The sequence below is a fragment of the Granulicatella seriolae genome (assembly GCF_024543085.1).
GTDB lineage: Bacteria > Bacillota > Bacilli > Lactobacillales > Aerococcaceae > Granulicatella > Granulicatella seriolae.
The window spans coordinates 299,043-312,131 of sequence record NZ_JANHNZ010000002.1 but is presented as its reverse complement, the minus strand read 5'-3'; the positions used below and the strand labels follow the sequence as shown (position 1 = coordinate 312,131).

The window sequence follows — 13,089 nt, the reverse complement described above, 5'->3', positions numbered from 1 at the left end:
GTCTTTTGATGAATGGCTTTTTGTGTTAAAATATGCCGGCATATATTGAAAAAGAGGAGTTAATATAGATGAGTTTTAAGATAGGACCTATCACAATAGATAATCCCGTTGTAGTTGCCCCTATGGCAGGAATTAGTAATTCGGCATTTCGCGTGACCGTAAAAGAGTTTGGGGCTGGCTTGGTTGTTTGCGAGATGATTAGCGACAAGGGAATTCAGTTCCGTAATGAGAAAACCTTACATATGCTGCATATCGAACCCAACGAGTTTCCTTTGAGTGTTCAAATCATGGGTGGAAGCCGTGAAACCTTGGTAGAAGCAGCTAAATATGTTGCTGAAACGACTGAAGCGGCTATTATTGACATCAATATGGGCTGCCCTGTCAACAAGGTCATCAAAGCAGAAGCTGGTGCCAAATGGTTACTAGATCCTAATAAGGTCTACGAGATGGTTGCGGCAGTGGTGGACGCGGTCGATAAACCAGTCACGGTTAAGATGAGAACAGGCTGGGACCATGAACACCTTTATGCCGTTGAGAATGCCTTGGCAGCTGAGCGAGCAGGGGCAAGTGCCGTTGCCATGCATGGTCGTACCAGAGTGCAAATGTATGACGGAAAAGCCGATTGGGAAATCCTAGGCGAAGTCAAACGCAACCTAAAACGTATTCCACTAATTGGAAATGGTGACGTTAAAAGTGCAGAAGATGCTAAACGAATGATTGACATATCAGGTGTTGATGGTGTTATGATTGGACGAGCTGCCTTAGCTAACCCTTGGATGATTAAACAAACAACCCACTATTTAGAAACTGGTGATTTACTAGAACCGAATACCGTACCAGAAAAAATTGATATTGCAAAATTACATTTGCAACGCTTGGCTAGCCTAAAAGGTGAAAAGGTAGCCACCAAAGAATTCCGTAAATTAGCAGGCTACTACCTAAAAGGAGTCCCTCGTGCCTCTAAAACAAAGGTGGCCATTAATGAAGCAGAATCTGTAGACCAAGTGAATCACTTGTTGGATCAATTTGTCATGGAACATCTAGAACGTGAAAAACGCAAAGATGAGCGTTTATTAGTGGAATAAGAGAAAATACCACTTGATTTAGCCTATAAAGATTGGCACAATAGCAATAGAGAGATTAGAATTACACAGGAGGCAAGTAAATGAGCACTGAGATTGAAAACACAGACTTATTAAACGACCAAGTGATTGTTCGTCACCAAAAAATGGAGGACCTACGTCACAAAGGGATTGAGCCGTTTGCGACAGGATTTAAACCAACGACTTCTTCTCAAGCCATCCATGAGGAGTTTGAGGGTGTAACGAAAGAAGAATTGGCTGAAAGAGAGCCGGTTGAGGTTAAGATTGCTGGTCGTATGATGACCAAACGTGGCAAAGGGAAAGCTGGGTTTGCCCACATCCAAGATGGCAAAGGTCAAATCCAAATTTATGTTCGAAAAGATGCAGTCGGCGATGATGCCTATGAATTGTTTAGCAAGGCGGATCTTGGTGACATTATCGGGGTTAGTGGAACGGTTATGATTACTAATACTGGTGAAGTATCTGTTAAGGCGGCTGACTTTGTTCATTTGACCAAAGCTTTGCGTCCTTTACCAGATAAATACCACGGCTTAACCAATGTTGAGCAACAATACCGTCAACGTTATTTAGACTTAATCAGTAATCCAGAAAGTATGGATCGTTTTGTCTTACGTAGCAAGATTATTCGTGAGATTCGTCGTTACCTAGACGATAGAGATTATTTGGAAGTAGAAACACCAATCCTGCACACCTTAGCTGGTGGAGCAGCCGCAAAACCATTTATCACCCATCACAACGCTTTAGATATGGAACTTTACATGCGTATCGCACCTGAGCTGCATCTAAAACGTCTGGCAGTTGGCGGTATGGAACGCGTTTACGAAATTGGCCGTGTCTTCCGTAATGAGGGGATTGATACGACGCATAATCCAGAGTTTACCATTTTAGAAGTGTATACAGCTTACTTTAATTACTTAGATGTAATGGAATTGGTGGAGGGCTTAATCTCTACAGTTGCTGAAAAAGTGTTAGGCAAAACGACGCTTGAATTTGATGGGCATGAGATTTTTCTGCAAGCACCATGGAAGAGAGTGCATATGGTAGATGCCATCAAGGAAATTACAGGGGTGGACTTCTGGAAAGAAATGACCGACCAAGAAGCAAGAGAGATTGCTAAAGAACACAATGTTCATGTGGAAAAAACAGCAAGCTTTGGTCATGTAGTTAATGAATTCTTTGAAAGTTTTGTGGAAGATACCTTGATCCAACCAACCTTTATTTATGGGCATCCAACAGCTATCTCACCACTGGCTCGTAAGAATGAAGAGGACCCACGCTTTACCGACCGTTTTGAGTGCTTTATCGTTGGTAAGGAATATGGAAATGCCTTTACGGAGTTAACAGATCCGATTGACCAACGTGAGCGTTTCATGGCACAGGTAGAAGAAAAAGATACAGGTAATGATGAAGCGCATCCCTTTGATGAAGACTTTGTTGAAGCATTGGAATATGGACTTGCGCCAACTGGTGGCTTAGGTATTGGAATTGACCGCTTGGTGATGCTCTTGACCAATAGTCAATCGATCAGAAATGTTCTGCTCTTCCCGACTATGAAGAGTACTGATAAATAAGAATTGAATAGGTAGAAATAGACACTTCGGATTGAGGTGTCTATTTTTATTGTTAAGGGGATTAAAATAGTTTCCAACTAGGGCTGTCGGAAATCAAAACGGTGGCACCACTCTGAGCCTTGGTCTCAGAGCGCACTGGGCTACGTACCTGTAATTCGGCTAAAGCCAAAACAGTTACTGTGTGCCCAGCGTGCTTCACACCGTGATTTCCGACAGCCCTAGTTGGAAACTATTCTAGACTTGGAAATGAGGAGAGGTATATCACTATTTTTAATATTTTTCATAAGTTACAATGTTGCCACTTTAAAATGACTTTATTAGAGGTTTGCATACTATATATTTAAGAAAGTTAAGAATAGTATTTCAAGCATATGAAAGTCTCAAGTGCAATAAGAAAAATAAACCTACAAAGCAATAATCGCATCAAACTTATCTTTATTCTCATCAAATAAATGATGTGTCACTAACACAGCTGTCATTGATTCTTCATTAAGAATTGTATTCTCCAGTAGTAAGGCTGTTTCTTTGTCTAAGTTAGCTGTGCTTTCATCTAGTAAAATTAATTTATCTGAGTCTGTCAATGCTCTGGCAAAGGCGATTCTTTGTTTTTGTCCGCCAGACAAATTCTTGCCGTTCTCTTCAACGACTTCTTCGCTAGCAATAAATCTATCAATTTCTAGATCTTTAATGCTTTCCAGTGATTTACTGATAAGATTTTCATCCCACAGACTAATGTTATTGATGACCTTGTCATTAAAAATATGTGCGTTCTGTGGTGTGTAAGCTGTGATACTATTTAAGTTTTTCACTGCTTCTTTGGCAAGCTGCTTCCCATCCACCAATATCTCTCCGTCGTACTCATCAATTCATCCAGATAATATATTTAACAGGGTAGATTTACCTGAGCCACTAGGACCGATAATGGCATATTTCTTTCCTTTTTCAAAGGTAAAGTTAACGTTTTTCAAAATGGTTTTGCCAGCTATCTTATAGGTTATATTCTTTAATTCGATACTCTTATCAAGGTCAATTTGTGAAATGTATTTATGGGTATGGGCCTCAAAGGCATCATACTTTTTAAAATAGGTGTCAACTGATTTTAACATCATTAAACTACTGCTACCTTGAGAAATAGAATTGAATATAGTTGAAGCTAGGTTACCAGTGGTGCTTAGGGCACCAATAGAAACAAGGTTGAAAGCTGCAAGAATACCCGTATAGGTGACAATAGCTATCTGGCTAAAGATATTCACGATACCTATAAAGCCTGTAGTGGATTTATTGGTTTTTGCAAATTCAACTTTCTCATCTGCCAAGTCTTGTGAAGATTGCTGAATCAGTTGCGGCATTTTAAATAATTTGTTGTAGCCGAATAAGACGGAATAGCCAGCAATGACGTCTTGAATCTTGGAGACAAACTGTTCGTTAGCCAATGCAAATTTATGGGTTGCTGTCTCCATTTTTTTCTCAAACAAGGAAGGGAATTTCAATAATATTCCCATGAGGATAAAGGTTACGAAAATCAGTGAGTAATGGTAGGCAACTAAGGCTATAGCCGATAGAAGAACTGAAAAGATATAACCCCAAAAAGCATAGTACTGTCTAATACCACGGTCTTCAATTTGGCTAAGGTCATTATTGAGCCAAGAGACATAGGTGCCTTCATTTTTACTGCTAACATTGGAAAAAGAGCTGGCGGTTATTTTCTTGATAATATCAATTCTGATATCTGTGGAGATTTTTTGGACAATCTTCTCTTCATAGACACCTTCGAGATAGTTTATCCAAAAAAATGATTCCCCACAGTCCTAAGCTAAACACATTCCATAAGAAAAAAGGTCTTACCTGTCCCTTAATCAAGGCGTCCATGGAAAATGTATGAATAATAGAAGAAAATACTTGAAGTCCTGCTATGATAAAGGTAAGCAATAATATCAAAAAGTTATTGTATCGGTATTTTTTTATATAGTGTTTCAGCATATCAAATTTCCTCGTTTCTTATCACGATGCGTAATCCGGGTATTTTTTTCAGTTGACATAAGTACTTGATTTGAGTCATATCATCCATCTTTTCAAAGTGTTCAAATAAATGAATGATTTGTTTTAAGATTGCTTTCATTTCGGTCGCTCCTTTCAATACCTTATGTTGTAAGCCTACCAAATTATCTTTATAATGATAAAAATGATTCAAATATGAAACGGGGATAAACAAGTGAAAAATAGTTATGGAACTTTTTTTAGGAAATTAAGACAAGATAAAAATATTAGTATCTCATCTTTAGCAGATGAATACATTTCTAAGGGAATGATTTCTAAGTTTGAACGAGATGAATCTGAGATTAGTGTATCTAGGTTTTTTCATCTTTTAGACAAAATTAAAGTCAGATCGAGTGAGTTTGAACTTGCAAAAAATATGTTTCAGCCTTCAGGATTTGATACCTTGTTGTATAAGATTCAAACGTGTGTCGTAGAGGAAAATTACACCAAATTAAAAAAGATCGCTCATTCTGAACGACTTGAATGGGAAAAGACCCAGGATATCTATAGTTATTTGAATTATATTATGATAACAACTTTAATAAACAATCATAAGCAAGAAAGCACGGACTCTGAACTGTTAGATGTTCTCCTCAATTACCTTTTTAAATGTGAGAATTGGGGGTACTATGAATTGGTCTTATATACAAACTCAATGTCAGCTTTGCCTATAGAAACTACGCTAATGTTCTCAAAATCTTTACCACAAAAGATATTATTACTGCAAGATTCTGGGAGAATATTAGAGATAGCCATTAACACTATCATCAACACCTTGATTATATGTATCGGAAAGAATAAAAAAGAAGAGGGATTCTTTTTTATTAAGGTTTTAGAGGATTTTTCTATGCCAGAAACCATGTTGTTTGAGAGAGCTTTATTCAATATTTATAAAGGAATATTTTTATCCAAGTTTACGAACGACAAAGTTTTAGGAGCTCAATTAACCAAAGATTCTTTGTTAATATTTCAATTAGCAGGATGCCACAATATATATGATTTGCTTCTGGACGATACAAAAAAGATGCTTGTTTAATATCTGAAACAACTTTTAGCTTTATTCTCATTTCCCTATGTCATATTATCTACCATCAAATGTTATAAACAGCTTGTGATTCCCCTTTCTTTTGATTATAATAAAATTATAAATCGATTAAAAACAAAAAAGGTGGGGAATACATGGAAAAGAAGAAAAACTCAAGTGCCCTGATTGGGGCGGCATTTATTATGGCGACTTCAGCGATTGGACCGGGCTTTCTAACCCAGACCGCTAAGTTCACCAGTGACTTTCAAGCTAGTTTTGGTTTTGTTATTATTGCTTCTGTTGCTCTAGCTGTTATTGTGCAATTAAATGTTTGGCGAGTTTTATGTGTAACTGGGCTTAGAGGACAAGACGTGGCAAACAAGCTTATACCGGGCTTAGGCTATCTAGTCGCATTCCTAGTTGTTCTAGGAGGACTAGTCTTCAACATCGGAAATGTTGGTGGCGGAGCTTTAGGTTTCAACACCTTGCTAGGCTTGCCAACCGAGTTCGGTTATTTTTTAGCGGGTGGAATTGCTATCTTAGTATTCTTATTAAAAAACGCCATGAAGGCTATGGACACCATAACAAAAGTTCTAGGAGCCTGTATGATTATTGTCATTTTCGTTGTCATTCTGATTGTTCAACCGCCTGTCGGCTTGGCGCTAAAAGAAAGTATTATTCCTAGCACAGGTGTACCAACTTTAATTCCAGCCATTCTCACCCTTTTAGGTGGAACTGTTGGTGGCTATATTACCTTTGCTGGGGCTCACCGTCTGATTGATGCCGGGATTACGTCTCAAGATAATTTGAAAGAAATTAACAAGAGCTCTATTATGGGGATGAGTATTGCAGCTATTGTGCGGGTGTTTTTATTCTTAGCTGTTCTAGGTGTAGTGGTAAAAGGGGTGACACTTGATGCTTCAAACCCGGCAGCAGATGCCTTTTTACAAGGTGCGGGCCAGGTAGGATACCGCTTCTTCGGCTTGGTATTACTTTGTGCTGCCATAACATCAATTATTGGTGCGGCTTATACGTCAGTTTCTTTCCTAAAAACCTTTAATGCAACAATCGCCAAATACGAAAAATGGGTGACTATTGCTTTTATTGCCATTTCAACACTTATCATGGCTTTTATTGGACAACCAGCACAGCTTTTAGTCATTGCTGGATCTTTAAACGGATTGATTTTACCCCTAACCTTGGGAATTGCCTTATGGGCATCGCAAAAAACAAGTATTATGGGTGTAGGCTATAAACACCCAACATGGCTTTTGGTTTTAGGTATTGTGGTTGTCTGCTTAACTACCTATATGGGCGTTCAATCTCTTGGAGGACTAGCAAAGTTATTTGCGGCTTAGGTTTTTAATGATTTTTTCAGACCGTTTTTAGACAAATGATGACAAATTCTTACAACGTAGGAGGCAACTATGAAAGATGTGCTGATGAAAGCAGAGGGCGATTCTGCACTATTAGTGGAATTTCCACAAGAAATATCGCCACAGATTAATGCGTCTATCACGGCCTTGGTGCATTTGATTAAGGAGCAACGAATTGAAGGGATTATGGATATGATACCGGCTTTTTCTTCCTTGTTGATTCATTATGAACCACTAGTGATTGGTTACCATCAACTAAGTAAACGTATCAAGGGATTGCTTGACTTGGACTTGGGAGATGGAGTTACACAAAAACGAATTTTTGATATTCCAGTTCTTTATGGGGGTTCTTTTGGACCAGACTTAGACTTTGTGGCTAGTCAGGCCAATTTGACGAAAGAAGAGGTCATTGAGATTCATTCTTCTCAAGATTATTTGATTTACATGTTAGGTTTTTTACCTGGATTTCCTTATCTAGGTGGTTTGGATTCAAGAATACACACTCCACGTCTGGCCAACCCTCGTATTAGAATTCCAGCTGGGTCAGTAGGGATAGGGGGCGCACAAACGGGTATCTATCCGCTCGATTCACCGGGTGGTTGGCAGCTGATTGGTGCAACCCCACTTTTAACTTATCAAGCTGAGCGTGAAGAACCTATTCTTTTTGAAGCGGGAGACTATATCCGATTTGTGCCGATTAGTCAGGAAGAATACAAAGAAATTGCTAAAGAAGTTGAAGCGGGAACCTATACCTATTCGTTTCGTTCGGAGGAGATCTAACATGGGCATACGAATTCTCAAAGCTGGCCTACAAACCAGCATCCAAGACATGGGGCGCATGGGCTATCAAAGTCAAGGCTTTGGTGTATCAGGGGTCATGGACCAACGCTCATTCAGATTGGCAAACCTACTTTTAGATAATCCGGAAAATGAAGCTGTCATTGAGTTTTCTCTGATAGGACCAACATTGGAATTTACAGCAGATGCCATTATTTCCATTACAGGAGCTGACTATCAGCCCTTGGTTAACAAAGAAGCTGTTCCAATGTATACCGCCATTTATATGAAGAGTGGGGATGTCTTGGAGTTTCAAGGATCCAGAGCAGGAACTTGGGCTTATATTGCTTTTTCTTGTTATTTGGATATTCCTGTAGTAATGGGCAGCCGTTCAACCAATGTCCGTTGTTCCATTGGGGGCTTTAAGGGACGGAAGTTACAGGAAAATGACTTTATAGGTTTTCGGATTAAGCGACGCTATTTACCGTATTTTCTATCTAGAAATTTGGACTTGGATGAGTTCAATCAAGAAGAGGAGCTTATTCGTGTTGTAGCGGGACCGCAAGATAAATACTTTACTAAAGAAGGCAAAAATACTTTTTATGGCAAAGCCTATACTATTAGTGGTAACTGTGACCGCATGGGTTGTCGCTTGGACGGGCCTTATATTGCACATAAGGGTTCAGCCGATATTATTTCTGATGGGATTGCTCTTGGAGCTATTCAAGTTCCGGCTCATGGGAATCCCATCATTTTACTAGCAGATAGGCAAACGACTGGTGGGTACCCTAAGATTGCGACAGTAGCAAGTGTTGATTTGCCGAAGCTAGTGCAGCGAAAGGTGGACCACCAGGTTCGTTTCCAAGCTATTGGCGTGGAGGAAGCGCAGAATCTTTTGCGGGCAGAGCTACGTGAATTTGCCCAGTTTAGAAAACAAATCCATCAACCTTGCCCAGAGGTTCTGGATGTTCGTTTGGTTGCCAAGCAGTTGGCTACTTTGTTTAAAGATGAATCGTGAAAATGGAGGGACAATGATGGATTTAGAGGCAATTGAACGACTTGTAGCCATTATGGACAAGTCCAGTTTAGTAGAACTGAGCGTAGAAGATGGTGAAACAAAGATTACCATGAGTAGAAAGGGGCAAACAGCTCAGGTTTCTCTTGGAGAAGATGTACATCTGGCAAAACCGATTGAGGATGACGAAGAGGAGTCCTTTATTTCATCACCAATTGTGGGAACTTTTTATTCAGCAGCTTCTCCGGATATACCAGCCTTTGTACGAGTGGGGGATGTGGTCAAAAAAGGCCAACCAGTCTGTATCGTTGAAGCCATGAAATTAATGAATGAGTTGAATTGTGATTTCGATTGTGAGATTGAAGCGGTATTAGTTAGCAATGAGCAAAAAGTAGAGTATGGGCAGCCTTTGTTTCGTGTGGGGCGGCTAGATTAAAGATTGGGCAGAAAAGAGGTTGGAAGATGTTCAAAAAAATATTAGTGGCCAATCGAGGCGAAATCGCTGTGCGAATTATTCGAGCCTGTCGGAATATGGACATTCGTAGTGTTGCCATTTACTCTAAAGAGGACCAAGATAGCTTGCATGTCAAACTAGCAGACCAGCGTATCTGTATTGGTGAGGGCCCAGCAAAGAATTCCTACTTAAATATGGAAAGAATTATAACAGCGGCTATCAATATCGGGGCGGATGCTATTCATCCAGGATATGGCTTTCTATCTGAAAATGCTGATTTTGTGAGGCTGTGCCAAGAACATGGTTTGGTCTTTATCGGGCCAAGTGCCCAAGTAATCGATCGTATGGGCAATAAATCTATGGCAAGAAAAACCATGATGGAGGCGGGAGTTCCTGTGGTTCCGGGTAGTAAAGAAGCCCTGCATGAATTAGGAGAGGCTCAAGAACTTGCGAATCAACTAGGCTATCCCTTGATGATTAAAGCCTCTTCAGGTGGTGGCGGCAAAGGGATGCGTGTGGTTAAGGATGCCTCAGAATTCGAGTTCCAATTCACCTTGGCGCAAAGGGAATCTATTAATGCATTTGGTGATGATGCCATGTACTTGGAACGCTATATTGAAGACCCAAGGCACATCGAGATACAGATTATTGGAGATGATGCTGGAAACATTGTGGCTCTGAGAGAGCGAGACTGCTCGGTACAACGTAACCACCAAAAACTAGTTGAGGAATCACCGTCTCCAGCTATAACTGAAGATATTCGACAATCCATGAACCGGGATGCTGTTCTTGCCGCCAAAACGGTTGCTTATACCAATGCCGGAACCATTGAGTTCATCATGAGCAAGGACAATTCTTACTATTTTATGGAGATGAATACCCGTATTCAAGTAGAACATGGTGTCACGGAAATGGTCACGGGAATGGATTTGATTATTGAACAAATTCGAGTAGCTATGGGAGAGGAATTAAGTTTTAAACAAGAAGAGGTTCAATTGAAGGGACATGCCATTGAATGTCGTATTAACGCAGAGATACCGGAAAAGAACTTTATGCCCAGTCCCGGACTTGTTAAACACCTCCATTTGCCAGCTGGAAATGGGGTTCGAGTAGACACAGCACTATATAGTGGCTATAGGATCCCTAGTGAATATGATTCTATGATTGCCAAAGTGATTGTTCATGCGCCAAATCGACAAGAGGCGCTTCAAAAAATGCGAGCTGCCCTCAATGAGATGGTGGTTATCGGCATTGAAAGTAATTTAGATTTTCAATTTCAGATTATGCGTAGTCCTATCTTTATAGAAGGAAAAGCTACAACTAGTTTTATAGAAGATTATATGATCTATTCGTCTAGAAAATAGAAAAGGAGGAGGATTATGTATCGAGTTGATTTGAATTGTGACTTAGGGGAAAGTTTTGGTAATTATAGGATTGGTCAGGACCAAAAAATTATTCCTTTAATATCTAGTGCTAATGTGGCTTGTGGCTACCATGCCGGAGACCCACTTGTAATGAACCAAACGGTGGCTTTAGCCAAAGAGGCTGGTATATCGGTTGGAGCGCACCCGGGCTATCCTGATCTGATGGGCTTCGGGAGAAGAGAAATGAACCTATCTAGCCAGGAAATCAAAGCTTACCTCACTTACCAAATCGGTGCCCTAGATGCTTTCTGCAAAGTTCATGGTATCAGGCTCAATCATGTAAAGCCACATGGTGCTCTTTACAATCAAGCAGCAACCGATTCAAGAATTGCTAAAGCGATTTGTCAAGCTATAGCTGCATATGACGATTCGCTAATTGTCATGGGGCTTTCTGGTAGCCGTCTTTTAGAAGAAGCTAAAGCTCTTGGGCTGAGAAGTGCTAGCGAAGTTTTTGCCGATCGCAATTACGAGCCAGATGGTAGCTTGGTCAGTCGTTCGAAAGACTATGCTATAATTAAAGACGAAGACTTAGCTATTGAGCGAGTGATTCGAATGGTCAAAGAGGGCAAAGTTCAAGCTCATAATGGAGAAGATATTTTCATTCAAGCAGATAGCATTTGTGTCCATGGTGACGGTCAAAAAGCCCTCATCTTTGTTGAACGAATCGGACAAGCCCTAAAAAAAGAAGAAATAGCCATCCTACCTCTAGGCGCTACTATTTAGTAACCCTAGAGGTAGTTTTTTGATAAATGTAAAGGTACAAAGAGTCTCCGGCTAATCTGTCAGAAATCAAAACGGTGGCACCGTCGTGAGCCTTGGTCTCACGACTTAGCTGTCTACGTGGCTGTAATTCGGCTGAAGCCGAAACAGTCACTGTGCGTCAGCTATGCTACTACACCGTTATTTCTGACAGATTAGCCGGAGACTCTTTGTACCAAGTTGAGCTTAATATACACTTTGTAAATTTTAGAAGAAAGTCTGCAACTAAAATTTCGATGTAGACATATAAAAAATAAGTTGACGAAAGGCATTGAGCGTGCTACTATATAAAAGGTGCTTTTATACCTTGTTTCCTGATAAGAAATAATTCAGTCGTGCTGACTGGTAAGAAGGCCATTAATGGACATTAACATATGAATGTCTTTTTAATTTAAGAAAAAATGGTCCACCTGGATGTGTGGACCAAGAAGAACCCGATAGGGAAGGAGGAAAAATACATGCCAACTATTAACCAATTAGTCCGCAAACCTCGTAAATCAGCAATCGAGAAGTCTGCTTCTCCTGCGCTAGGTAAAGGCTATAACAGTTTCAAAAAATCTCAAACAAACACAAACTCTCCACAAAAACGTGGTGTTTGTACTCGTGTGGGAACAATGACACCTAAAAAACCTAACTCTGCTTTACGTAAATATGCCCGTGTACGTTTGTCAAACTTAATCGAAGTAACAGCGTATATTCCAGGTATTGGACACAACCTACAAGAACATAGTGTTGTTCTTATCCGTGGGGGACGTGTGAAAGACTTACCAGGGGTACGTTACCACATCGTTCGTGGAGCTTTAGATACAGCCGGCGTAAACAACCGTGCGCAAAGCCGTTCTAAATACGGAACTAAACGTCCAAAAGCAAAATAATCTAACAATAAAACATTTAAAAAATTTAACTCATGAAAGGAGGATTTTAAATGCCTCGTAAAGGTCCTGTCGCTAAACGTGATGTGTTGCCAGATCCAATGTACAACTCTAAGTTAGTTACTCGTTTAATCAACCGTTTGATGGTCGATGGTAAACGTGGAAAAGCAGCAACAATCTTATATAACGCATTTGATATCATTAAAGAAAAAACTGGAAACGATCCAATGGAAGTTTTCGAACAAGCAATGAAAAACATCATGCCTGTTCTTGAAGTTAAAGCTCGTCGTGTAGGAGGGTCTAACTATCAAGTCCCTGTGGAAGTTCGTCCAGATCGTCGTACATCATTAGGTTTACGTTGGTTAGTGAACTACTCACGTCTACGTGGTGAAGACACAATGGAAGTACGTCTAGCGAAAGAAATTATGGATGCAGCTAACAACTCAGGTGCATCTGTTAAGAAACGCGAAGACACACACAAAATGGCAGAAGCGAACAAAGCGTTTGCTCACTACCGTTGGTAAGATAAACCCAACAACCCATTGCCTATTTGAAGACAAACTGGTGATAAGATTTCGTACAGCCCTAAGAGTAAGATGCAAATTTTTAGTGAATTTGACAGATACTCTTGTCGCTGTATGAAAGTGATATAGCTAAGGTTACTTATGTTATACCCT

Annotated in this window: 11 protein-coding genes and 1 pseudogene; 11 read left to right on the top strand and 1 reads right to left on the bottom strand. The window is 40.0% G+C overall.

The window, feature by feature from the left end:
- Positions 1-68 precede the first annotated feature (68 nt).
- Together dusB and lysS are read left to right on the top strand one after the other, a co-directional pair.
- On the top strand, positions 69-1,085 hold the full coding sequence (dusB, locus tag NPA36_RS03640; RefSeq protein WP_256944742.1) for a tRNA dihydrouridine synthase DusB: 1,017 nt from the start codon (positions 69-71) through the stop codon (positions 1,083-1,085).
- Positions 1,086-1,165: 80 nt separating this feature from the next.
- Positions 1,166-2,674: a lysine--tRNA ligase gene (lysS, locus tag NPA36_RS03635; RefSeq protein WP_256944741.1), complete on the top strand. Its 1,509-nt coding sequence runs from the start codon at positions 1,166-1,168 to the stop codon at positions 2,672-2,674.
- Positions 2,675-3,078: 404 nt separating this feature from the next.
- On the opposite strand, the pseudogene NPA36_RS03630 reads toward lysS, so the two are convergent.
- Positions 3,079-4,458 (bottom strand): annotated as a pseudogene (locus NPA36_RS03630) (ATP-binding cassette domain-containing protein).
- 428 nt (positions 4,459-4,886) lie between these two features.
- Here NPA36_RS03630 and NPA36_RS03625 point away from each other — a divergent pair.
- From NPA36_RS03625 to rpsG, 9 genes are all read left to right on the top strand, one after another.
- Positions 4,887-5,747 carry a helix-turn-helix domain-containing protein gene (locus tag NPA36_RS03625; RefSeq protein ID WP_256944740.1) on the top strand — a complete coding sequence of 287 codons (861 nt, stop codon included), beginning with the start codon at positions 4,887-4,889 and terminating at the stop codon, positions 5,745-5,747.
- 143 nt (positions 5,748-5,890) lie between these two features.
- Positions 5,891-7,093, top strand: a complete 1,203-nt coding sequence (locus NPA36_RS03620) for an NRAMP family divalent metal transporter (RefSeq protein ID WP_256944739.1) — start codon at positions 5,891-5,893, stop codon at positions 7,091-7,093.
- 69 nt (positions 7,094-7,162) lie between these two features.
- Complete coding sequence (gene pxpB / locus NPA36_RS03615) at positions 7,163-7,891, top strand: 5-oxoprolinase subunit PxpB (RefSeq protein ID WP_256944738.1); 729 nt, start codon at positions 7,163-7,165, stop codon at positions 7,889-7,891.
- Between the two features lies 1 nt (position 7,892).
- On the top strand, positions 7,893-8,906 hold the full coding sequence (locus NPA36_RS03610; protein ID WP_256944737.1) for a 5-oxoprolinase subunit C family protein: 1,014 nt from the start codon (positions 7,893-7,895) through the stop codon (positions 8,904-8,906).
- Positions 8,907-8,922: 16 nt separating this feature from the next.
- Positions 8,923-9,339 carry an acetyl-CoA carboxylase biotin carboxyl carrier protein gene (accB, locus tag NPA36_RS03605; protein WP_256944736.1) on the top strand — a complete coding sequence of 139 codons (417 nt, stop codon included), beginning with the start codon at positions 8,923-8,925 and terminating at the stop codon, positions 9,337-9,339.
- 26 nt (positions 9,340-9,365) lie between these two features.
- On the top strand, positions 9,366-10,721 hold the full coding sequence (gene accC / locus NPA36_RS03600; RefSeq protein WP_256944735.1) for an acetyl-CoA carboxylase biotin carboxylase subunit: 1,356 nt from the start codon (positions 9,366-9,368) through the stop codon (positions 10,719-10,721).
- A gap of 15 nt (positions 10,722-10,736) precedes the next feature.
- Positions 10,737-11,504 carry a 5-oxoprolinase subunit PxpA gene (locus NPA36_RS03595; RefSeq protein ID WP_256944734.1) on the top strand — a complete coding sequence of 256 codons (768 nt, stop codon included), beginning with the start codon at positions 10,737-10,739 and terminating at the stop codon, positions 11,502-11,504.
- Positions 11,505-11,998: 494 nt separating this feature from the next.
- A complete protein-coding gene (rpsL, locus tag NPA36_RS03590) occupies positions 11,999-12,415 on the top strand; it encodes a 30S ribosomal protein S12 (RefSeq protein ID WP_256944733.1) in 417 nt (138 codons plus the stop codon).
- Between the two features lie 50 nt (positions 12,416-12,465).
- Complete coding sequence (gene rpsG / locus NPA36_RS03585) at positions 12,466-12,936, top strand: 30S ribosomal protein S7 (RefSeq protein ID WP_256944732.1); 471 nt, start codon at positions 12,466-12,468, stop codon at positions 12,934-12,936.
- The last annotated feature ends 153 nt before the right edge of the window (positions 12,937-13,089 follow it).

Bases quoted from the DNA above. Each gene is read 5' to 3' on its own strand.
- rpsL (WP_256944733.1), top strand. From the start codon at position 11,999: ATGCCAACTATTAACCAATTAGTCCGCAAACCTCGTAAATCAGCAATC.
- NPA36_RS03610 (WP_256944737.1), top strand. From the start codon at position 7,893: ATGGGCATACGAATTCTCAAAGCTGGCCTACAAACCAGCATCCAAGAC.
- pxpB (WP_256944738.1), top strand. From the start codon at position 7,163: ATGAAAGATGTGCTGATGAAAGCAGAGGGCGATTCTGCACTATTAGTG.
- NPA36_RS03620 (WP_256944739.1), top strand. From the start codon at position 5,891: ATGGAAAAGAAGAAAAACTCAAGTGCCCTGATTGGGGCGGCATTTATT.
- accC (WP_256944735.1), top strand. From the start codon at position 9,366: ATGTTCAAAAAAATATTAGTGGCCAATCGAGGCGAAATCGCTGTGCGA.
- accB (WP_256944736.1), top strand. From the start codon at position 8,923: ATGGATTTAGAGGCAATTGAACGACTTGTAGCCATTATGGACAAGTCC.
- rpsG (WP_256944732.1), top strand. From the start codon at position 12,466: ATGCCTCGTAAAGGTCCTGTCGCTAAACGTGATGTGTTGCCAGATCCA.
- dusB (WP_256944742.1), top strand. From the start codon at position 69: ATGAGTTTTAAGATAGGACCTATCACAATAGATAATCCCGTTGTAGTT.
- lysS (WP_256944741.1), top strand. From the start codon at position 1,166: ATGAGCACTGAGATTGAAAACACAGACTTATTAAACGACCAAGTGATT.
- NPA36_RS03595 (WP_256944734.1), top strand. From the start codon at position 10,737: ATGTATCGAGTTGATTTGAATTGTGACTTAGGGGAAAGTTTTGGTAAT.